Source organism: Psychrobacter sp. Rd 27.2, assembly GCF_001921755.1.
GTDB lineage: Bacteria > Pseudomonadota > Gammaproteobacteria > Pseudomonadales > Moraxellaceae > Psychrobacter > Psychrobacter celer.
The window spans coordinates 40,486-62,144 of the sequence record NZ_MRYB01000012.1; the positions used below are offsets into that span (position 1 = coordinate 40,486).

The window sequence follows — 21,659 nt, forward strand, 5'->3', positions numbered from 1 at the left end:
TAGGTGAGTTACGATGAAAAAAATGAAAGTCACTCAATTTAAATCGGGTGCCCATCGCCTAAAGAGCCACAAAGCGAGCTTGAAAGGATTGGGTTTACGCCGTATTGGTCATAGTGTGGTCGTTGAGGATACTCCTTCAACCCGTGGTATGGTTAATCGCGTCAACTACATGGTAAAAGTGGAGGAAGCGTAATGGGTCTTAGATTAAATGAATTATCACCAGGTGTTGGCGCAAAGAAAACTGCCCAACGTCGTGGTCGTGGTATCGGTTCAGGTCTTGGTAAGACTGGTGGCCGCGGTGTAAAAGGCCAAAAGTCTCGTTCAGGTTCTAGCATTCGCTCAGGATTTGAAGGTGGTCAAATGCCTTTATATCGTCGTCTACCAAAATTCGGTTTTACCAGTAAAATGGCAATGACAACTGCAGAAGTTCGTCTGTCTGAGCTGAACAAAATTGAAGGCGATGTGGTTAGCATTGAAACGCTAAAAGCAGCCAACCTTATCCGTCACGATATGAAACGTGCTCGCGTTATGCTATCAGGCGAAGTTACTAAAGCTTATACCTTCAAAGGTATCAAAGTAACAAAAGGCGCCAAGCTTGCAATCGAAGCTGCTGGTGGTAGCATCGAGGAGTAGTAACGTGTCAAAACAATCAATGACCTCAAGTGGTATACCGCTCAATCCATTTGCCTTCATACGCAAGTATGATGAGCTATGGACGCGTTTATTATTCTTAATCGGCGCATTGATTGTTTATCGTTTAGGGTCGCATATTCCAGTACCGGGTATCAATCCGGTCAACTTGGCTGATCTGTTTTCGCGCAACGAAAATACCATTTTGAGCATGTTCAATATGTTTTCAGGTGGTGCGCTAGAGCGTATGTCGATCATGGCACTTGGCATCATGCCATATATTTCAGCATCGATTATTGTACAGATGATGTCTGCGGTACTGCCATCGCTTGAAGCCCTCAAAAAAGAAGGTGAAGCAGGACGACGCAAGCTAAACAAGTATACCCGTCAAGGAACGCTTGCTTTGGCTCTAGTACAGTCATTAGGAATGTGTGCTGGCTTAATCAGCCAAAATCTTACTTTATCTACCGGCCTGACCTTTTATATTCCAGCGGTTACTTCGCTGGTAGCAGGTGCTATGTTCTTGATGTGGCTTGGTGAGCAGATTACAGAGCGCGGTGTCGGTAACGGTATCTCAATGCTGATTTTTGCCAGTATTGTAGCCGGTACGCCAGGTATGATTTCGCAGTCTATCGAGCAGGTCAATCAAGGTCAGATGAATTTGATTGTACTGTTTATTTTTGTGTTACTAGGCATCGCGGTGACCGCTGGTATCGTTTATATTGAACGTGCCCAGCGCCGTGTCCCTGTTAATTATGCACAGAAACAGCAGCAAGGGCGCAAGATTTATGCTCAGCAGCAGTCACATTTGCCGCTGAAATTAAACATGGCAGGGGTTATTCCCGCCATTTTTGCCAGCTCTTTATTGTTGTTTCCAGCCAGTTTAGGGCAGTGGGTCGGTCAGTCAACAGATCCTACTTTTACACAAAAAATATTACAAAATATGGCATTGGTACTGTCGCCAGGACAACCGCTATATTTAGTACTGTTTGGCGCAATGATTATTTTCTTCTGTTATTTTTATACGGCATTGGTCTTTAGCCCGCGTGAAGTAGCAGAAAACCTTAAACGTAGTGGAGCGTATATTCCAGGTATTCGCCCCGGACAACAAACTCAGCGTTACCTCGATCATGTATTAAACCGACTGACCTTTATTGGCGCGATGTATATGACGGTTATTTGTTTAATGCCAATGGTCGTCCAGTCATCGTTTGGTGTACCTTTCCAGCTTGGTGGTACGTCTTTGCTGATTATGGTGGTTGTGGTAATGGACTTCATCTCGCAAATTCAAGCGCACTTGATGACCCATCAATATCATGATCAGACGTTAATTCAATCGCCCACTCAACCTTAAATGAGCGGTACGATATCTCAAAGGAGCATGCTATGAAAGTTCAAGCATCAGTTAAAAAGATTTGTGGTAGCTGTAAAGTTGTGCGCCGTAAAGGCCGTGTACATGTTATTTGTACAGCAGAACCTCGCCACAAGCAACGTCAAGGTTAATATCTAGTAGCAACAAACCTTCGGTTTTGTTACTATAGCAATTAATACTTGAAAAATAACGGCGGATGCGATATCATCCGCCACTTGCCGTAGTTTATGCAAAACTTTTATAATACTGTCGATGAATGGGCTTATTGATGAGTCAAAGCAGCGATAGTCATTATAAAAGCTTTCGTATTGACAGCAACAAATCTGAAAAATACAGCCTTATTGATAAATAACGCTTATTTTTCTTTAATGGAGAGAAATCAATGGCTCGTATTGCCGGCGTAAACATTCCGGATAATAAGCATGCTGTTATTTCACTAACTTACATCTTTGGTGTAGGCCGTACCACTGCTCAGAAAATTTTAGACGCAGTTGGCATCGCTCCTACTACTAAAGTCAGTCAGTTAGATGATACACAGTTAGATGCTATCCGTGCACAAGTTGCAGAATACATGACTGAAGGTGATCTTCGTCGTGAAGTGTCTATGAATATCAAGCGTTTGGTTGATCTAGGCTGTTACCGTGGCATCCGCCATCGCCGTAACCTGCCTGTTCGTGGTCAAAACACCAAAAACAACGCTCGTACTCGCAAGGGTCCGACACGCCCTCTCAAAAGATAATTAACTTAGGAAGCTAAAAGATGGCTAAAGACACTCGTAGTCGCAAAAAAGTGACTCGTCGTTCAGTATCGGAGGGCGTTGCCCATATCCATGCGTCTTTTAATAACACCATTGTTACGATTACCGATCGTCAAGGTAATGCACTGGCTTGGGCCACTTCAGGTGGACAAGGCTTCCGTGGTTCACGTAAATCTACACCATTTGCAGCCCAGGTTGCAGCTGAAGTTGCTGGTAAAGCCGCTCAAGAGTATGGTGTTAAGAATATCGATGTTTTGGTCAAAGGACCAGGACCGGGTCGTGAGTCTGCGGTAAGAGCACTAGGTGCATTGGGTTATAAAGTAAACAGCATTTCTGATGTAACCCCAATCCCACACAATGGTTGCCGTGCGCCGAAAAAGCGCCGCGTCTAATATTAAAGACGAAGCTTTTTATCATAAGAGCTTATAGGAGACATAACAATGGCCCGTTATATTGGACCAAAACTCAAATTATCACGTCGTGAAGGCACAGACTTAGGCCTTAAGTCTGGTGTTAAGCCATATGACGTAAAAACAAAGAAAGCTGCTCGTCCACCTGGTCAACATGGTGTGAGCCGTAACAAAAGCTCAGAGTACTCTTTGCAGTTACGTGAAAAACAAAAAGTTAAGCGTATCTACGGTGTACTAGAGCGTCAGTTTGCGAACTACTATAAAGAAGCTGCTCGTAAGCGTGGTGCTACTGGTGAAAACCTACTAGCAATGCTTGAGAGCCGTTTAGACAACGTAGTATATCGCATGGGCTTTGGCTCAACTCGCGCCGAAGCACGTCAGCTAGTCAGCCATCGTGCTGTTATGGTAAAAAAAGCTGGCCGTGATGAGTTTGTTCGTGTGAACATTCCATCAATTCAGTTGCAAGATGGTGATGTCATCGCTATCCAAGAGAAGTCTCGCGAACAGCTACGTATCAAAAACGCTATCGAACTAGCGACTCAGCGTGGCATTCCAGAATGGCTAGATGTTGATCACAGCAAACTACAAGGCACGTTTAAACAAGCGCCTGATCGTATTGATCTACCTGCTGAAATCAACGAAAGCTTGATCGTTGAGCTATACTCTAAGTAAATGACGTACCGCTCAATGTCATAATCATGGCGTTGAGCAATGAACGTTAATTAAACCAGTTTAATAAATCGAGGTGACATCATGATGCTAAATGCAACTGAGTTTCTAACGCCGAACGCCATTAATGTGGATACGGTGAATGAAACGATTGCGAAAGTCACGCTCGAACCGTTAGAACGCGGCTTTGGGCATACCCTCGGGAATGCTCTGCGTCGCATCTTGTTATCTTCATTACCTGGTGCTGCAGTCATTGAAGCTGAGATTGATGGTGTTGACCATGAGTACTCAACGCTTGAAGGACTACAAGAAGACGTACTTGACTTGCTTTTGAACCTGAAAGGCTTGGCGATTACCCTTCATGACCAAAATGAAGTATTTTTGACCTTGGATAAACAAGGTCCAGGCACTATTACTGCTGCAGACATCACGCTACCGCATAATGTAGATATCATCAATCCAGATTTGGTGTTGGGTACATTAAGTGACCGTGGTCATCTTAAGATGCGTTTGCGCGTAGTAATGGGTCGTGGATATGAGCCAGCAAACCAGCGCCGTGAAGATGGTGACACTAAAGCAATCGGACGTTTAAAGCTTGATGCAAGCTTTAGTCCTGTGCTACGTGTTGCTTATCAGGTTGAGAACGCTCGCGTAGAGCAGCGTACTGATCTTGATCGTCTTATCGTTGAGCTTGAAACTAATGGCACTATAGATCCAGAAGAAGCAATTCGTAAAGCAGCCACTATTTTACAACAACAGATTTCTATCTTTGTTGACCTAGAAGCTGAAGAAGCGCCTGAGCCTGTGAAAGAAAAAGAAGAGGTCGATCCGGTGCTATTACGCCCTGTGGACGATCTTGAACTAACGGTTCGCTCAGCCAACTGCTTGAAAGCTGAAAACATTTACTATATCGGTGATTTGGTACAGCGTTCAGAGACTGAACTACTAAAAACCCCAAATCTTGGTAAGAAATCATTGACCGAAATCAAAGACGTACTAGCGTCTAAAGATTTAGAGCTCGGTATGCGCCTAGACAACTGGCCGCCAGCTGACCTTCGTGTCGATGATCGCTTTTCTTATCGTAGCCGTTAAACTTTAAGGATTTTTGACTATGCGCCATCGTAAGAGTGGAGTCAAGCTGGGTCGTACCGGCAGTCATCGTAAGGCAATGTTTCAGAACATGACCAACTCATTGTTTGAGCATGAACTGATCAAAACTACTTTGCCAAAAGCTAAAGAATTGCGCCGCGTTGCTGAGCCATTGATCACTTTGGCTAAAGAAGACAGCGTTGCTAATCGCCGTTTGGCATTTAGCCGTATGCGTAGCAAAGCTATGGTCGGTAAACTATTTGGCACGTTAGGTCCTCGTTACCAAACGCGTCCAGGTGGTTATCTACGTATCGTAAAATGTGGTCATCGTGACGGTGACAACGCGCCAATGGCTTATGTAGAATTGGTTGATCGCGATTAATTTTGCATTGACGATATAATTTATAAGAAAGGCTCCAATTGAATTGGAGCCTTTTTTTATGTTTCGAGTTTGTCGCTAATTACAATAATAATGAATCAACATCGGCTGCACCTTGTCTGATGATTTCAGGCACCCCACCGGTCATATCTACAATGGTCGTCAGCTTGGTGGTCTTGATACCAGCATTGATCAAACCATCAATTTGATTGCTTAATAACTCTTCGATTTCAAAAGGATCATCAAGGATGTCGTCACGCTCAGGCAGTATCAATGAGCTGGTCAAAATTGGTTCATCCATGGCTTCTAATAATGCTTGAGCGATAGGATTGCTTGGTACACGGATACCAATGGTTTTTTTCTTAGGATGCGCCAACTTTTTAGGGACATCTTTTGTCGCATTTAGGATAAAAGTAATCGGGGCTGGGGTATGCGCTTTTAGTTGTTTATACTGAGCATTGTCTACGGTCGCATAGGTGGCAATCTCGCTTAAATCGCGACAAAGTAAAGTAAATTGGTGTTTATCATCCAGTGCGCGGATTTGCTTAAGTTTGTCTAAGGCCTCTTTTGCGCCCAAACGGCACCCAAAAGCGTAGCTGGTATCGGTAGGGTAGATGATTAGTTGATCTTTGCGCAGCAGTTCGGCTGCTTGAGCGATCAGACGAGGCTGCGGATTGTCGGGATGAATATAAAAAACTTGCATAATCGTTCCTTATTTTATAATTATAACAGTATCGATGAGCAGTACTACGTCGCCTTATTGTGAGTGATACTATGGATCAATGACTGCTGACACGGGGGTATGATATAGAGTGACAAAGACAAGTAAGGCGCTTTACTGGTTTAGTATAGCGCAAGGTAAATATAAGTTTAGTGGTAGGGCGTTACGATGCGTAGAAAATCGTTAACGGTTTATGATGATATCAAAAGCGCCTGCTTTATTTTAGCCGCGCTTATGGTGACTTTATAGACGATGCTGCGTGAGATAAATACCAGCAGCACAGAGCACATATACTATATGTTCGTTTTATTTAAGATGAATTATAAATTAATTGCACACGCACAAAAAAGTATGCAATAAGGTTTTAGCATCGCGGGGCAGGGTATGAGGGCGGGCGATATAGTCCTCAGCTTGCTGATATACGTCGAGTGCAAAGGTGCTACTGCTGGTATCGAAGTCCGCAAACAAGTTGTCTTGTGACACTCGAAACACACGCCTGCATGCTAAGGTGAATAAACACTCTAGGGCTTGCGGTTTGATCTCTACGCGCTCAAACGCTTGCTGCTGCGCTTCACTACGGCCATCTGGGGCATACCAGTAGCCAAAGTCTGCCAACTGCCGCCGTGCCTTACCAGCGATGCACCAATGGCTGATTTCGTGCAGGGCGCTGGCAAAGAACCCATGCGCGAACTCAATTCTCGCTGGTAGAGTGTCTGTTGCAGGGAGGTATTCTGGCTCACCCTGACCACGAACCAATACAACCTTTTGATGCGCAAACACTGTATTAAACAAGTCAATCAGCCAATCAGTTGCCGCTTGTTCACTATCTACTACGGAAGGCTGCTGGCCACCGTCTACCTTTGTAGTAGATATTTTTTGCCAGCCCTCTTGCCAGATTGATAGGTGCGAGTTTGTCATGATTGATGATAGCGCATTATCTGGGTGGCTAGAGGCTATTAAGCGGCTCAGACGCTGACGTAATATCGGCGCATGAATACGGGGCTGGAGGGTAGAAAAATCTATCGGATGGGTAAAACAAGTCATAGGTCGGGTACAGCGTAAATAGAGAATAAAGACAAAAGACCTTGTGAGCGAAGGCCAAGCGGCAGAGTGAAGCGGCAATGCGGTAAAATATAGCCGGTATCAAAAAATAGTAACATACTAGCGCTGGCACCCCTCGGTGCTTTCCGTTAGTATGGCAGGCAATATTATACACCGTTTTGATGAATGAGGCCGCGCATGTCAAACACTTTAGAAAATAAGCCGTCAGCAAATAACACTGACCATAAAAAAGCGCCCGTATCAAGCGTTATGCCTGAAAATATCTCGTTAGATAAATGGGCCGACAGTGGGTTTGAGTGGGCAGGAGAGGTGGAACCACGCAGTTTTGAGCGTTTGGCTGCCATATTGACCACAGAGCATGAGCAACAAACAATACAGCTAAATACTCAATTATACCGTCATAATAATGTGCTGCATCTCGCCTTTACCTTGGCGGGCGATATCTGGCTCACCTGTCAGCGCTGTTTGCAGCCAATTGCCATTGATTTGTCTGATGATTATGACATCGCGTTATTGGATGATGACAGCCAAATAAGCTTGGTCGATGAAGAGCAGGATTATTTATTACTTGATGAAATCATTCCTGAGCAATCGCCAGAAAACTTGCTGCCATTAAAAAAGCTGGTAGAAGATGAGATATTGCTCAAAACACCCATGGCCCCTAAGCACGATGATTGTGAAATGAGTGTTGAGCAGTTTGGTGAGATTCCAGAGGAAGAAGAAAACGAAAATCCTTTTGCAGCATTGGCATCGCTCAAAGGCAAACTATAATCGCGGTGGCAAATGAGCCTATGACAGATTATGATGCCTTTTATCTGCTTTCTGTCAAAGAGTGAAAGGCAGGGCTTTATTAATCCATCAAACATGCGTATAATGTCCGGTTTATTGCATTCTAGCAACAAGTTGCTTGCTGATAGAAGCTGACTGGGCAAATTTTCTATCGATTTTAGACGCAGTCAGCACTTTATGTAGGTGGCAATCTATTTAACCAATGATGCTTAAGACTTAGGTTGTTGTGATTCTATAGCCTCTGTCAGTATCGACTAAAGCTGAATTTTAAGCTTATCCCTTTAAGTATAGGAGCTATATCATGGCTGTTCAAAAAAGTCGTAAAAGCCGTTCTCGTCGTGACATGCGCCGTTCACACCATCGTATGGAAGTGGCTGAGCTAAGCGTAGATGCTACCACTGGTGAAAAACATCGTCGTCACCACATGACTAAAGATGGTTTCTACCGTGGCCGTCAGTTATTTAAGGTCAGTCAAGACGCTTAAGTCGTTGGTTTTATAATGGTCAATACAAAATAATGATAGTACAGGTGACTATCATTATTTTTGTGTCGCTGTTATGAAGCAATTCGCTTTAAGCCAAAAAAAGCCAAGTTATTTCGCTATCATAAATTATGTGGCTGGATAACTTGGCTTTTTGCTATCGTTTTTTTAGACTTTTTGTCTAAAAAGCGTATGATGTTACTCTCTTTTGTAGACAAACACCGATGCAGCTACCATCCATTAAGTCAGGGTTTTGCTCACCTTTGCCGCACCACCTACTATGATAATAGCGTGTGTCAGTGTATAGTTTACGAATGTTCCGTTTTTTAGACCAAACGTCAAATCAACGGCTTTATACAGTATTTAATAATATAATAACCCCCATTGATTTAGGGATATTTCCAATTAAATAAGGAATATTGGTTATGGCCTCTGTACCCGATATGGTAAAAAAGCAGCCGACTCGTATGGCGGTGATTTTTCCTGGACAAGGATCGCAAGTAGTCGGGATGACTAGCGAGCTTGCTGACCTCTACCCAGAGATTCGCGAAACCTTTACCGAAGCCAGCGACGCGCTTGGCGAGGACTTATGGGCAATCTGTCAAGACGAAGAAAAGCTCAATCAAACCCAATATACGCAGCCTGCGCTACTGACAGCAAGTATGGCAATTTGGCGTATCTTACAACAAAAAATCACTACGGCGCCTTGCTACCTAGCGGGTCACTCGTTAGGTGAGTACAGCGCCCTTTGCGCCGCTGAAGTGATCTCACTTGCCGATGCGGTCACCTTGGTGCATAAACGCGGCCAGTTGATGCAAGAGGCTGTGGTCGGTGTGGATACCGCTATGGCAGCTGTGTTGGGGTTAGAGGATCACCGAGTCGAAAACCTCTGTGAGCAAGCGACCGAGCATGTCGATGATGCCATCGTGGGCGCTGCTAACTTTAACAGTCCAGGGCAAGTGGTCATTTCGGGCAACGCAGCTGGTGTGAATGCTGTTATCGATAAAGTACAAAATACGGGCAAAAAATCCATACCTTTGAAGGTCAGTGTACCGTCTCACTGCGCATTGATGGCGCCTGCAAGTGATGCCCTAGCCGAGATATTGGCAGGTATCAAGTTTGATCAAGCCACCATTCCTGTGATTCAAAACCGCCATGCGCGCGTTGAAACCAGTGCCGCTGGCATCAAACAAGCACTGACTGAGCAACTAAGCCAACCGGTCTTGTGGTCGCAGACCATGCAAGAGCTGGCTGATAAACAAATCAATGTATTAATCGAATGCGGCAGTGGCAACGTACTCAGCAACTTGGCCAAGCGCCAAGCACAGCCGATTACCAGCTATCCTACAGATAAGCCTGCCCGTCTAGATAAGTTAATGGAGGTGTTATCATGAGCCGCACAATTACCCTAGTCACTGGTGCCAGTCGCGGTATCGGTAAAGCTGTCGCCAAGCGGTTTGCAAAAGAAGGACACTTTGTGATTGGCACGGCGACCACCGAAAAGGGCGCTGAGCTGATTGATGAGTATCTACACGATACCGGCGGTATCGGCCGCGTATTAGACGTCCGTGATACCGCGCAAATCGAAAAGTTATTTGAAGAGATTGAAAGCGTCTACGGTGCCGTACAAGTATTGGTCAACAATGCCGGTATCACCCAAGACGGGTTGCTAATGCGTATGAAAGACGAGGATTGGGAAAACGTCGTCGATACCAACTTAACCTCAGTCTATCGTATGAGCAAACGTGCGGTACGCGGCATGATGAAAGCACGCCGAGGACGCATCATCAATATCACCTCTGTGGTGGCGCAGATGGGTAATGCAGGTCAGTCCAACTATGCTGCTACCAAAGCGGGTGTCGAAGGCTTTAGCCGGACGCTGGCGCGCGAGATTGGCTCAAGACAGGTGACCATCAACTGCGTCGCACCAGGTCTGATCGAAACGGACATGACGGACGAGTTAGACGAGCGTTTGCTAAACTCGATGCTCGACGCTGTCCCTATCAGCCGTTTGGGTCAGCCAGAAGATATCGCTGCTGCTGTACACTTCCTAGCCAGCGATGAGGCCAGCTATATAACTGGCGCAGTCATTCCAGTCAATGGCGGGATGTATATGTAAAGTGACGCACAAGTGTTACATAGAAATAATAAAAAACTGTGTGAACGAGTGTAAACTATAATAAAGGGTGTTATAATGACGGACACTTTTATGTCAAAGCACTGTATCATGACAGGACTTTAGTAGACATTAGACAGACTGTATCAGGTGTCATAGAGTACTCAGACAGCGATGTCGCTGATCTGGCAAATCCCATTTTATATACCATGCTATAGAGTGTAGACCGCACGCTATAGCAGTTTATTAAAAATAATAGATGATAAAGGAGCAATCTACATGAGCAACGATACCGAGCTAAGAGTTAAATCAGCTGTGGCTGAGCAATTGGGTATGAACGTTGAAGACATCAACAACGACGCCTCATTCATGGAAGATCTAGGTGCAGATTCACTAGATTTGGTTGAGTTGGTAATGTCATTTGAAAGTGATTTTGGTATCACTATTCCTGATGAAGACTCTGCAGAGTTGACCACGGTTCAAAAAGCAATCGATTACGTACAAGCCCAGCTATAATGCTGTAGTCATCGCCATCTGATTGGCTCAGCCAGTCTAAAAAGCCGCTTGCCCTATGGGTTGGCGGTTTTTTTGTGCTTGTCTTATTTAATATATAGATTTTAGTGACATGTTTGAATATTCAGCAATCTCAAAGTATTAACATATACTTTATGAAATTAACATTACTCAACATACTCTTACTATTCAAATGAAGCAGTTTTGTTATACTCAAAATGTCGACGTGATGCAGACATCGTTGTATATGGATTGACGCTATGTATGAATTAATTGCGTATGAAGCTATTGCGTTAACGTTTATGTACGATGAATATTACTGACATCACTGATAGTGAGACATTATCTACAACAATAACGATGCATAACAAATAACAATAGTTCAAGGAGTAGTTAGATGGGTATTTTTAGTTTTGCAAAAGACATCGGCGAAAAAATCTTTAATCGTGATGATGCCAAACATGACGCCAAATCAGAGACCAAAGCAGATGCCAACACCCCAGTACAGAGCACTGAGCCTTCTGCCCAGTCAGTAGCCAATATTTTGCTTCGCCGTATTCAGCAGCAAAATCTGAATATCAGCAATCTAAAGATCAAATACAATGGTACGACAGATACTGCAGAAATCAGCGGTAATGCCAAGACACAAGCAGACCGCGAAAAAGCCATTATCGCCATCGGTAACGTGCAAAATGTAGCAAAAGTCATCGATAATATCGATATCGAAGAAGATGCTCCAGAATCAACCATGTATACGGTAGAATCTGGCGATAGCTTATCGAAGATTGCCAAAGAGGTGTATGGCTCATCTGGGGATTATATGAAGATTTTTGAGGCCAATAAGCCCATGTTATCTGACCCAGACAAAATCTACCCAGGCCAAGTCTTACGTATTCCAAAACCTTAATGTAATAGCTTAATACAATAGATAAATAAGCTGGAAAGTGTTGTATTAAAAAGTACTGTATTAAAAAGATTGCTCACCCAATAAAAAGCGTCTCTTACATAAGAGGCGCTTTTTATTGGGTAAGAGGTTGTTGACATCACTGGTTAAAGCTATTTGACTAAGCAGCGACTCATCATAAGAAGCGAATAATCATAAGCAGCTGTGATAAGACAGAATATTAAGTATCAGTACCGCTGAGCTTTCGTTGTTGTTCAGAGATTGCCCAATGTATATGCTCGTCTAGCATGGCGTTATGGGTCTGCAGCTTAGCCTGCAATTGGGTGATGACTTCTTGACAGCCGTTGGCATTGCCAAGTGCAATCGCGATATTGCGTAAAAAATTAACGTAGCCTGTGCGTCTAAGCGGGCTGCCTTGGGTTTTTTGCATAAAATCCGCTTCTTGCCATTGCCACAGCTCAAGCAAACTGCTGTTGTCAAGACTGTGCCGCGGTGCAAAGTCTTCGACAGTTGTGATATTGGCATAACGGTTCCACGGACAGATGAGCTGGCAATCATCACAACCAAAGACGCGATTGCCAATGGCGCGGCGATATTTTTCATCGATGATACCATCATGTTCGATGGTCAAATAAGAGATACAAGCAGAGGCGTTTAGCTCATAAGGAGCGACAATGGCCTGAGTGGGACAGACATCAATACAAGCGCTACAACTGCCGCAATGCGACTTGACAGGAGCGTCGTCTGGTAGCTCGAGACTGATGAACAGCTCTCCTAGTACAAAAAAGGAGCCTGCTTGTTTGTTGAGCAGCAAAGTATGTTTGCCTGTCCAGCCAAGACCAGCGGCATCTGCGATTGGTCGCTCAAAGATGGGGGCTGAGTCACTAAATGGCCGAAAAACAAACTCTTGCGCCGAGCCGACATCCAGGTGTTGCCATTCAGGAAGCATGGCTTCGATTTGTAATGCCAATTGCTTTAGGCGACTGCGCATGGTTTTATGATAGTCGCGCCCTCGCGCATAACGCGCTATGATGCCTTGATTGGGAAAATCGTTATCAGCGACCGTCCGCGGCGTCGGCGTCTGCGTCAAATAATCCATGCGCACACTGATGATGGTTTTGGCACCCTCTACCAGCTGGTCGGGATGAGCGCGCAAATGATGATTGTTGTGCATAAACTGCAACTGTCCTTCATAGCCTTTTGCCAGCCATTGCTGTAGCTGCGTCATCTGCTGAGCAAATAACGGATGATGCACGGAGAGAAAACCACAGTCCCCAAACCCCAACGCCTGTGCTTGAGACTTAATCCACCGCTTGACATCCTCGGCACTTGTGAATGGTGAGTCATTTTTGACGTCGATTTTTTTGCTGGGTACCTGTGAGAGGTGAGCAGGCGTCGCAGCCGCTGTCTGGCCGTTAGAGGTGTCGGGTAAGTCGGGTTTTGAGAAAGTAGACATAAAGAACAATAAGAATCAAAGAAGTACCGCTATGATAAGGCAGTGAGTATGGAGTGCAAGCATAAAAATGAATAAAGGAGCGAATATGAAACCGGATTGTCATTTAGCGTCAATAATGCCTAATGAGACCACCGCACTGTATAACAGTGAGCAGGTCTATGCCATGGAGCAGGCGTGGTTTGCACAAGGGCACGATAGCTTTGGGCTTATGCAGCAAGCAGCGTGGCAGATGGCGCAGTATATACAAAAAGCAAATGAACAAAAATGTGCGAGGCCGAGCGCTTCTATCAACGGTACACCTGCCCGTCGTCATAGGTATCAGCAGTGGGCGAGTATCTGGGTAGGTAAGGGCAATAACGGCGGTGATGGCTGGCTCATTGCGCATTATCTACAGCGCATGGGCTGGCTGGTACAAGTCGTGACAGTTGGTTTTAGCAAAGACGATCTTGAGACAGATGACTCTATAATAAAGGATGCTGATATAAATAGTGCGACGTCTATCTCTAATGCCGAAAGAGCAAAACAAATAGCATTGGCACATGGGTGTCGTTATCATCGCTTTGAAGAGATGTGCACTGAGTGGGACGCTAGCCCTGATATCGATGTTGATGCGAGTACATGGCAAGCGAGTGATTATGCAGCGCATGCTGATGTCTATATCGATGCAATCTTCGGTATCGGGTTGGACCGTGCGCCAGCAGGCATCTACCAGAGCGCTATTCATCGATTTAACCAATTGGCCAAATGCTATAAGCCGTTTGTGATTGCGGTGGACATTCCTAGTGGTTTGGTCGCGGCGACAGGTGAGGTGTTTGCTGGTGCCGCGATACAGGCGGATATGACTCTGTGCTTGGTGGCGCGTAAGTTTGGTCTGCATACCAAAGACGGTATGGATTATAGTGGTCAAGTCGTCGACATCGCGCTGATACCTTATGCGCTGGAGGATGATGCTCTTAAACCGGTGGCAAAGCTGATCACAAGTGCGTACGCTCTGACCTCTCGCCAGCAAAACAGCTATAAAGGCAGCTATGGCCATGTGCTCATCATCGGTGGCAACCGTGTGGATGGCTCGCAAGGGATGGGCGGTGCGGCGATACTATCAGCTTCTAGTGCCATGGCGACGGGAGCAGGTAAGATCACTGTGGCATGTCATGAGGCTTTTCATGCAGCCTTGCTGACCTCATTGCCCGATGCTATGACGATAAATCTACATGATGTCGATGGAGTAAGGCAATTGCTGAAGGAGGCTAACGTCATCGCTATCGGTATGGGCTTGGGGCGTGATGATAAAGCCAAAAAATTATTTGTCTGCTATCTAAAAGCTGCCATTACAGAAGAAAAACCAATCGTCATCGACGCTGATGGCTTGTATCATCTGGCGGCTTTGCATAAGGAGCATCACCCGCTTATCGCGGCTTTGCAGCAGCATAGCTTCCATCACTCAGTCTGCCTGACACCGCACAGTGGTGAAGCCGCAAAGCTATTAGGTATGGAGGTCAGTCAAGTAGAGAGCGACAGATTGGCTGCTATTAAACAGTGTGCGACAGATTATGGCGGTGATTGGGTATTAAAGGGGGCAGGATCGTTGGTGCTAGAGCAAAGAGATCAGCAGGCGCAGATCTATGTCTGTGCGACAGGCAATGCGGGTATGGCGACAGCAGGCATGGGCGATGTCTTATCTGGTCTGATCGCTGGACTGTTGGCGCAAAAGGATTTGATAAGAGAATCGCGTAGTCTACAGCAAGCAGTGCTTCTACACGGTATGGCAGGCGATATGTTGATCAACCAAACCGATAAAAAGTCATTATTGATTGGTCAACGAGGGCTACAGGCGCAAGATATGCCGGCGGCCATTCGTCATGTCATGCAGGAAATTACCGTCAGTGATGACAGCTGGTCGTAAGACCAACAGTAACACCGATAACGCTATAAGTAGGGCGTGTCCTCAATTAAGTCGATAGTCATCTAAATGGACGAGAGTTGAAGACACGTCCCAATCAGCTGGTATAAGCGGCAAACCGCCATGCCCAGAGCGGCAGTTTACAAGGCTGTAGAGTTGCCACAATATTGATCGATGGCTTGCTGTACCCGTTCACGCTTTAGCTCAATCTCTCGGCCATCTAAATATTGACGTTTGCCATTAGCATCCATTTCATAGATACGGCCACCGACATTGAGGTTGGTCAAGTTATTTCGTAGTGACTGACAACGCTGTGCATTGGCTTGAGCCTCTTGCTCTTTGATACGAGCCTCTAGCTGTGCCACGCGTTGCTGCTCGGCGGTCTGAGCGTTGCTACTTTGACTGGCATCTGTTTTCCCCGCCATTTCTCCTGCGTTGTTTTGCCGTCCATCGCTGCGAAACTCAATCAACTCGACATTTTTGCCGTTTTGCGGCACATGTTGGCTATATTTCACCTCGCCATGCGCGCCGATAGACTTATACACTTGAATAGCATGACTGGCGCTCATCGACAGCATTAGCATACCTGCCATACTCGCACTGACAAGGAGTTTGGCAGCAGTATATTGTGAAAACGCATATGCCATAGCAGAGTTCCTCTTAAGCGGCAAAATAAAAATATCGATATAAATATAACACTTTAGTATTGGGATGGTACTAAAAATGTACCGAGGTTTGATTCTATCAAATAATTCTTATCAATGTATATTATTTAATAACCAATAGTTAGGGATAGGGGATATAAGTTTTTCTTGACAATAGCTGATAAACCATCGAATATAAGGACAGTTGATTGGTCAGTGAGCGGCTTTTATGATATTGCCGTGGCACTTGAGGACAAGGACCACAGGTTACTTATCGGTAGCTTGCAAGGTTTTGTTTTCTTTGTGATGATGTGTGTTGTGAGGGTGGTCAGGAAGACCACTACAAATCACAATATACATTGTCTCCGGACTTATCTGTCTACAATGACTAAGATAAACTTGTTATTTGAACCCTACTAAGTGTCATGCTTACGTTTGTCTCAAAAACGGCTCGATATGTAATGATAATACGAAATCAATAGTCGGTTATAGGACTTAACGACCTTGTTATACGCCACTAACCATGAGTGCTATCTGATTTGTTTATGATGATTTATGTATCTTGTGTCAACGCCTTTGCATCCGTTAGTCTGACAGATGCTAAGTTTTGAAAACAACGGTTTTGAGAACAGCTGCTTGGTAATCCCCTTCAATAATAAGCTTCTTTTATAGATGCGCTCGCATCTTGTCATCGTAAATCGATAACTTCCTGTCACAAACTGACCTCAATACCTTGCTGTATTTGAGTCTGATGCTGTGTCCAAACAGTATGACTTACGTATGGTGGGCACACATTCTTAATATGGATAAGAGTTGGCGCTTGTTTTATGGTGCTAAAAATCACACCAGCCGGTAATGGTTTTTTATTATAAAACGCCGCGAATTCTCGCCGCAAAAAAAGGTGATGACAGTGACGCAAACCACGCAAAGTCCGAATATGACCGGACATACCCAGACGGGTAATGCCGCAAAAAACTTCGAAGAAAAACAGCAACGTCTTGCAGAGGATAGTGCGCAGCCAGTGATGCTATCTGGTGCTGAGATGTTGGTGCAATCGCTGACCGATGAAGGGGTTGACTATATTTTTGGTTACCCAGGTGGCGCGGTACTTCATATTTATGATGCTTTGTTTCAACAAGACGCCATTGAGCATATTTTGGTACGTCATGAGCAGGCAGCAGGTCATATGGCAGATGCCTATTCACGCGTGACAGGCAAGACAGGGGTAGTACTCGCCACCTCAGGCCCTGGTGCGACCAACACGGTAACGGCCATCGCAACCGCCTTTATGGATTCAGTCCCGATGGTGGTGATTTCAGGTCAGGTGCCAAGCAGCTTGATCGGTGAAGACGCTTTCCAAGAAACAGATATGGTTGGGGTATCACGCCCTATCGTCAAGCACAGCTTTCAGGTGCGCCATGCCAGCGAAATCCCGATGATCGTCAAAAAAGCCTTTTATATCGCCCAGTCTGGACGCCCAGGTCCTGTGGTTATCGATGTGCCAAAAGACATGACGGCTCCTAGTGAAAAGTACGCTTACGAGTATCCTGCTGAGGTATTCTTGCGCTCGTATCAGCCATCACAAAAAGGCCATAGCGGTCAAATCAAAAAAGCGGTTGAGACCCTATTATCAGCACAGCGCCCTGTCGTCTATGCTGGCGGCGGCGTGATTTGGAGTAAAGCCCACGAAGAGCTGACCGATCTTGCTCATCGTTTAAACTTACCTGTGACCAACACCTTGATGGGACTTGGCACCTTCCCAGGTTCTGATCGTCAGTTTTTGGGTATGTTAGGTATGCATGGCACTTATGAGGCTAACATGACTATGCACCACGCGGATGTCATCTTGGCAATTGGCGCACGCTTCGATGACCGCGTGACCAATAACGTCAAAAAATTCTGTCCAAATGCGACGATTATCCATATCGATATCGATCCGGCTTCTATTTCTAAGACGATTAATGCCCATATTCCAATCGTCGGAGATGTCAAAGCGGTCTTGACAGATATGCTAGGTATCATTGGTGATGACAAAGAGCTTGAACAGCACGCCTTGCAAGATTGGTGGTCGCAAATCAACGAGTGGCGTACGCGTCATGGCTTGCGCTACGACACCAGTACCGATGAAGGTATCAAGCCGCAAAGCGTCGTCCAAGCCCTGTGCAAAGTGACAGATGGCAAAGCCATTATCACCAGTGACGTCGGTCAGCATCAGATGTTTGCCGCTTTGTATTATACCTATGATGAGCCGCGTCAATGGCTAAACTCAGGTGGCCTTGGCACCATGGGTGTGGGACTGCCTTATGCAATGGCGGCCAAGCTTGTCAGACCTGAGCGCGATGTGGTGTGCATCACTGGTGAAGGCTCTATTCAGATGAATATCCAAGAGCTATCGACTTGTTTGCAATACAATCTACCTGTCAAAATATTAAACCTAAACAATGCTCAGCTGGGTATGGTTAAGCAGTGGCAAGACATGCTGTATGAAGGCCGTCACGCACAGTCTTATATGAATTCACTACCAGATTTTGTGAAGTTGGCAGAGAGCTACGGTCACGTCGGTATCAAAATCACCGATCCTGCGACAATGGAGGCTCAGCTAGCCGAAGCCATGGCAATCAAAGACAGACTGGTATTTATCGATGTTTATGTCGATCGTCATGAGCATGTATATCCAATGCAAATCGCGGGTCAATCCATGCGTGATATGTGGTTAACAAAAGGGGAGCGCACCTAATGCAACAACAACATCTGATTTCGGTATTGATGGAAAACGAAGCGGGTTCGTTGTCGCGATTGGTCGGCTTGTTTTCCCAGCGTGGCTATAACATCGAGACGCTAAACGTTGCGCCCACTGATGACCCAAGTATCTCGCGTCTGACCGTGACGACCATTACCTCACCTGAGCGAATCGAGCAAATCACGAAACAATTGCATAAATTAATCGAAGTGGTTAAGGTACTGAATCTGACGGATAACGTCCATGTAGAGCGTGAACTGATGCTGATCAAAGTGCGCGCGACTGGCAGCGTACGCGAGGAGATTAAGCGTAGTGCTGATATCTTCCGCGCACAAATCGTGGATGTGACATCCAATTTATATACCATCCAAATCGTCGGTGATAAAGCCAAGCTAGACGGCTTTATCGATGTGATTGGCCGCGAGCGTATTATGGAAGTGGTTCGCTCAGGCGTCATCGGTATCGCACGTGGAGAAAAAACCCTAAGTCTTTAGTCGGCAGTAGTGACTAATACTGTAAACAATGTAGTTTATTATCAACAGCGCGCTCATCTTAGCCCATACTTTATGAGAATGGTTAGAGTAGGAGCGCCTACTATCCATGGCACGCCATGATTGAGGAAAAGGACTCTATTTATGAACGTTTATTATGATAAAGATTGTGATCTATCGATTATCCAAGGCAAAAAAGTAGCCATCATTGGCTACGGCTCACAAGGTCACGCCCACGCGCTGAACCTACAAGACTCAGACGTCGATGTCACCGTGGGCCTACGTGCCAACTCGGGCTCATGGAAAAAAGCTGAAAACGCTGGTCTAAAAGTCGCTGAAGTCGAAGAAGCGGTAAAAGCGGCCGACGTTGTCATGATTTTGACGCCTGATGAGTTTCAAAAGCAGCTGTATAATGACGTGATCGAACCCAACATCAAAGAAGGCGCTACCTTAGCTTTCGCTCACGGTTTTGCCATTCATTACAACCAAGTAGTGCCGCGCGGTGATCTTGATGTCATCATGGTCGCACCAAAAGCGCCAGGTCATACTGTTCGCTCAGAGTTTACCAAAGGCGGCGGTATCCCTGATCTTATCGCGGTTTACCAAGACGCATCCGGTCAAGCCAAGCAGTTGGCGCTATCTTATGCAGCAGGCGTGGGTGGTGGCCGCTCGGGTATTATCGAGACGACGTTTAAAGATGAGACAGAAACCGATCTGTTCGGTGAGCAAGCAGTACTTTGTGGCGGCGCAGTAGAGCTGGTCAAAATGGGCTTTGAGACGCTAACTGAAGCAGGTTACGCGCCAGAAATGGCCTATTTTGAGTGCTTGCATGAGCTAAAGCTTATCGTCGACCTCATGTACGAAGGCGGTATCGCTGACATGAACTACTCGATCAGTAACAACGCTGAATACGGCGAATACGTCACTGGTACAGAGGTCATCAACGAGCAATCACGTGAAGCGATGCGCAATGCCCTAAAACGCATCCAGTCTGGTGAGTACGCGAAGATGTTTATCTCTGAAGGCGCGACCAACTACCCATCAATGACTGCCCGTCGCCGTAACAACGCTGAGCATCAGATCGAAATCACTGGTGCCAAACTGCGCGCTATGATGCCATGGATCGGTGGCAACAAGATCATCGATAAAGACAAAAACTAAACCAAAGCACTAAGCCTACGCTTATAAGTAGCCATATGCGCTATCTTTAGACTGGCTGCGTTAAACAAACCCATGTTATCAATAGATAGCATGGGTTTTTTGTAGGTGGGTATGGGCCAAGAATACATGATATGGGTTGAAAATCAAAAAACGCTGCCCAATATAGGCAGGCATTACGATCTTAATTATGGTAGCTAATAGTGATGATAGTTGGTGCGTATAGCAGTTAGCTGCCACGTATTTTTTGTTGATGGTTGCCGCCATCAGTATTTTGTTTTTTTATCTTTGTCTTATTGTCGCAAAGTGCTTCTTTTTTCTAGAATACAGGTTGTCTGTTGTGCAAATATCTTATCCTGACTGGCTAACGCCGCAATTCGTTTACATTACTCTGAGCGCTGTGGTAGCAGTTTTGATTTGGATAGAAGGGGAGATGCTCAAAAAAACAGACGGCAAACTGCCCAAATCAAAGTTTTTTCAGATCAGCTCATTATTGGATACATCGTGGTTTTTTGTCTCTGTCGTCATGCTTTATGCCATAGACCTAACGCCACTGGCCATTACCGTCCCAGCGGCCTATGGTATCTATACCACCTTTGGCTGGGTCTATGGCACACGCCTGCTCAAACGTAAGGGTATTCCAGACTCACCGCAGGATCTGGTGGTTCCGGCCAAATACATCGCTTATAGCCAGTCGTTTTCATTGATATTTTTTGCGCTTTGTCTATTGGTACTAAGTGCGCCATGGCTCCCGATATCGCAGGGGTAGGGGGCTATTTAGTTATCTCGTTAGAAAGATGATTAGAAGAATAAAAAGATGGCCAAGTAAAAGTAACGTCAATCGTAACGAAAGCAGTTGATGTTATTATTGATAATTCCTTTGTTATCAAATGATTATGTTGCATCAGTACTGCCGGTGATCATTGGTTTTTATTCCTCATAACTCTTTACAAAAATCATCAATTTAAGCTGTTGCCGTTAGGAAAAGCTGTTATAATCGGCTTGTACCCAGAGGATTTAAAGCAATAACTTTGCTTTATTTAACAGGGGCTTGGTGGTTTTTGCCAGTCCGCTGCAACAAAAGTCATTTGGGTATATATCAATTAATCGGTGACGACACCAGTCTCGCCAACAGTTAAAGAGTTAGGAAAATTTATGTCAGATAAAGTTGAAGGCACTGTAAAGTGGTTTAATGAAGCTAAAGGTTTTGGTTTTATCGCTCAAGACAACGGCGGACAAGACGTATTCGCTCACTACAGCGCCATCCAAGGTAGCGGTTTCAAAACTCTAGCCGAAGGCCAAAAAGTGTCGTTCATCTTAGGTGAGGGCAAAAAAGGTCCACAAGCTGAGCAAATCGAAGCACTATAATCTCTTTACT

General features: G+C 45.3%; 25 protein-coding genes. 21 read left to right on the forward strand and 4 right to left on the reverse strand.

Annotation, left to right across the window (positions count from 1 at the left end; translation table 11 throughout):
• The first annotated feature begins 13 nt into the window (after positions 1 to 13).
• The 9 genes from rpmD to rplQ all read left to right on the forward strand — a co-directional run bounded on the left by rpmD (position 14) and on the right by rplQ (position 5,309).
• On the forward strand, positions 14 to 193 hold the full coding sequence (gene rpmD, locus BTV99_RS10325; RefSeq protein ID WP_071003155.1) for a 50S ribosomal protein L30: 180 nt from the start codon (positions 14 to 16) through the stop codon (positions 191 to 193).
• The gene (gene rplO, locus BTV99_RS10330) at positions 193 to 633 is read left to right on the forward strand and encodes a 50S ribosomal protein L15 (RefSeq protein ID WP_075102282.1); all 441 of its coding nucleotides are present in this window, start codon (positions 193 to 195) and stop codon (positions 631 to 633) included. Before rpmD ends, rplO begins: the two co-directional genes overlap by 1 nt.
• Positions 634 to 652: 19 nt before the next feature.
• Positions 653 to 1,984: a preprotein translocase subunit SecY gene (gene secY / locus BTV99_RS10335; protein ID WP_178377954.1), complete on the forward strand. Its 1,332-nt coding sequence runs from the start codon at positions 653 to 655 to the stop codon at positions 1,982 to 1,984.
• 32 nt (positions 1,985 to 2,016) lie between these two features.
• Positions 2,017 to 2,133: a 50S ribosomal protein L36 gene (gene rpmJ, locus BTV99_RS10340; RefSeq protein ID WP_011279805.1), complete on the forward strand. Its 117-nt coding sequence runs from the start codon at positions 2,017 to 2,019 to the stop codon at positions 2,131 to 2,133.
• 251 nt (positions 2,134 to 2,384) lie between these two features.
• Positions 2,385 to 2,741, forward strand: a complete 357-nt coding sequence (rpsM, locus tag BTV99_RS10345; RefSeq protein WP_075102284.1) for a 30S ribosomal protein S13 — start codon at positions 2,385 to 2,387, stop codon at positions 2,739 to 2,741.
• A 20-nt stretch (positions 2,742 to 2,761) separates the two neighbouring features.
• Complete coding sequence (gene rpsK, locus BTV99_RS10350; RefSeq protein ID WP_058368279.1) at positions 2,762 to 3,151, forward strand: 30S ribosomal protein S11; 390 nt, start codon at positions 2,762 to 2,764, stop codon at positions 3,149 to 3,151.
• A 48-nt stretch (positions 3,152 to 3,199) separates the two neighbouring features.
• Complete coding sequence (gene rpsD / locus BTV99_RS10355) at positions 3,200 to 3,841, forward strand: 30S ribosomal protein S4 (RefSeq protein ID WP_075102285.1); 642 nt, start codon at positions 3,200 to 3,202, stop codon at positions 3,839 to 3,841.
• An 81-nt stretch (positions 3,842 to 3,922) separates the two neighbouring features.
• Positions 3,923 to 4,930, forward strand: a complete 1,008-nt coding sequence (gene rpoA / locus BTV99_RS10360; protein WP_075102286.1) for a DNA-directed RNA polymerase subunit alpha — start codon at positions 3,923 to 3,925, stop codon at positions 4,928 to 4,930.
• A 19-nt stretch (positions 4,931 to 4,949) separates the two neighbouring features.
• Positions 4,950 to 5,309 (forward strand): 50S ribosomal protein L17, encoded by a 360-nt coding sequence (rplQ, locus tag BTV99_RS10365; protein WP_075102287.1) that lies wholly within the window; start codon positions 4,950 to 4,952, stop codon positions 5,307 to 5,309.
• A 79-nt stretch (positions 5,310 to 5,388) separates the two neighbouring features.
• Here the strand turns inward: rplQ and BTV99_RS10370 are convergent, their stop codons facing one another.
• A complete protein-coding gene (locus BTV99_RS10370) occupies positions 5,389 to 6,009 on the reverse strand; it encodes an L-threonylcarbamoyladenylate synthase (protein WP_075102288.1) in 621 nt (206 codons plus the stop codon).
• A gap of 345 nt (positions 6,010 to 6,354) precedes the next feature.
• Positions 6,355 to 7,071 (reverse strand): elongation factor P hydroxylase, encoded by a 717-nt coding sequence (locus BTV99_RS10375; protein WP_075102289.1) that lies wholly within the window; start codon positions 7,069 to 7,071, stop codon positions 6,355 to 6,357.
• A 195-nt stretch (positions 7,072 to 7,266) separates the two neighbouring features.
• Here BTV99_RS10375 and BTV99_RS10380 point away from each other — a divergent pair, with 195 nt between their 5' ends.
• The 6 genes from BTV99_RS10380 (at position 7,267) to lysM (ending at position 11,895) form a co-directional block, all read left to right on the forward strand.
• Entirely contained in the window at positions 7,267 to 7,860 is a 594-nt protein-coding gene (locus BTV99_RS10380; RefSeq protein ID WP_075102290.1) for a DUF177 domain-containing protein, read from the forward strand.
• Positions 7,861 to 8,179: 319 nt separating this feature from the next.
• Positions 8,180 to 8,362 (forward strand): 50S ribosomal protein L32, encoded by a 183-nt coding sequence (gene rpmF, locus BTV99_RS10385; RefSeq protein ID WP_010196743.1) that lies wholly within the window; start codon positions 8,180 to 8,182, stop codon positions 8,360 to 8,362.
• Between the two features lie 422 nt (positions 8,363 to 8,784).
• Complete coding sequence (fabD, locus tag BTV99_RS10390) at positions 8,785 to 9,753, forward strand: ACP S-malonyltransferase (RefSeq protein ID WP_075102291.1); 969 nt, start codon at positions 8,785 to 8,787, stop codon at positions 9,751 to 9,753.
• On the forward strand, positions 9,750 to 10,478 hold the full coding sequence (gene fabG, locus BTV99_RS10395) for a 3-oxoacyl-ACP reductase FabG (RefSeq protein WP_075102292.1): 729 nt from the start codon (positions 9,750 to 9,752) through the stop codon (positions 10,476 to 10,478). The genes fabD and fabG overlap by 4 nt, the downstream gene beginning before the upstream one ends.
• Before the next feature lie 276 nt (positions 10,479 to 10,754).
• Complete coding sequence (gene acpP / locus BTV99_RS10400; RefSeq protein WP_068034635.1) at positions 10,755 to 10,991, forward strand: acyl carrier protein; 237 nt, start codon at positions 10,755 to 10,757, stop codon at positions 10,989 to 10,991.
• 394 nt (positions 10,992 to 11,385) lie between these two features.
• Positions 11,386 to 11,895 carry a peptidoglycan-binding protein LysM gene (lysM, locus tag BTV99_RS10405; RefSeq protein ID WP_075102293.1) on the forward strand — a complete coding sequence of 170 codons (510 nt, stop codon included), beginning with the start codon at positions 11,386 to 11,388 and terminating at the stop codon, positions 11,893 to 11,895.
• Positions 11,896 to 12,112: 217 nt separating this feature from the next.
• Here lysM and queG read toward each other — a convergent pair whose 3' ends face one another.
• Positions 12,113 to 13,348, reverse strand: coding sequence for a tRNA epoxyqueuosine(34) reductase QueG (queG, locus tag BTV99_RS10410; protein WP_083608618.1), 1,236 nt, complete (start codon positions 13,346 to 13,348; stop codon positions 12,113 to 12,115).
• Between the two features lie 85 nt (positions 13,349 to 13,433).
• Here queG and BTV99_RS10415 point away from each other — a divergent pair, with 85 nt between their 5' ends.
• On the forward strand, positions 13,434 to 15,251 hold the full coding sequence (locus tag BTV99_RS10415) for an NAD(P)H-hydrate dehydratase (RefSeq protein WP_075102294.1): 1,818 nt from the start codon (positions 13,434 to 13,436) through the stop codon (positions 15,249 to 15,251).
• A 137-nt stretch (positions 15,252 to 15,388) separates the two neighbouring features.
• Here the strand turns inward: BTV99_RS10415 and BTV99_RS10420 are convergent, their stop codons facing one another.
• A complete protein-coding gene (locus tag BTV99_RS10420) occupies positions 15,389 to 15,895 on the reverse strand; it encodes a DUF4124 domain-containing protein (RefSeq protein ID WP_075102295.1) in 507 nt (168 codons plus the stop codon).
• A gap of 1,021 nt (positions 15,896 to 16,916) precedes the next feature.
• Here BTV99_RS10420 and BTV99_RS10425 point away from each other — a divergent pair.
• From BTV99_RS10425 to BTV99_RS10450, 5 genes are all read left to right on the forward strand, one after another.
• Positions 16,917 to 18,629 carry an acetolactate synthase 3 large subunit gene (locus BTV99_RS10425; RefSeq protein ID WP_075102332.1) on the forward strand — a complete coding sequence of 571 codons (1,713 nt, stop codon included), beginning with the start codon at positions 16,917 to 16,919 and terminating at the stop codon, positions 18,627 to 18,629.
• Positions 18,629 to 19,126, forward strand: coding sequence for an acetolactate synthase small subunit (gene ilvN, locus BTV99_RS10430; RefSeq protein WP_075102296.1), 498 nt, complete (start codon positions 18,629 to 18,631; stop codon positions 19,124 to 19,126). The genes BTV99_RS10425 and ilvN overlap by 1 nt, the downstream gene beginning before the upstream one ends.
• Positions 19,127 to 19,267: 141 nt before the next feature.
• On the forward strand, positions 19,268 to 20,284 hold the full coding sequence (gene ilvC / locus BTV99_RS10435; protein ID WP_075102297.1) for a ketol-acid reductoisomerase: 1,017 nt from the start codon (positions 19,268 to 19,270) through the stop codon (positions 20,282 to 20,284).
• Between the two features lie 337 nt (positions 20,285 to 20,621).
• On the forward strand, positions 20,622 to 21,050 hold the full coding sequence (locus BTV99_RS10445) for a hypothetical protein (RefSeq protein WP_075102299.1): 429 nt from the start codon (positions 20,622 to 20,624) through the stop codon (positions 21,048 to 21,050).
• A gap of 386 nt (positions 21,051 to 21,436) precedes the next feature.
• Entirely contained in the window at positions 21,437 to 21,649 is a 213-nt protein-coding gene (locus BTV99_RS10450; protein WP_071003179.1) for a cold-shock protein, read from the forward strand.
• The last annotated feature ends 10 nt before the right edge of the window (positions 21,650 to 21,659 follow it).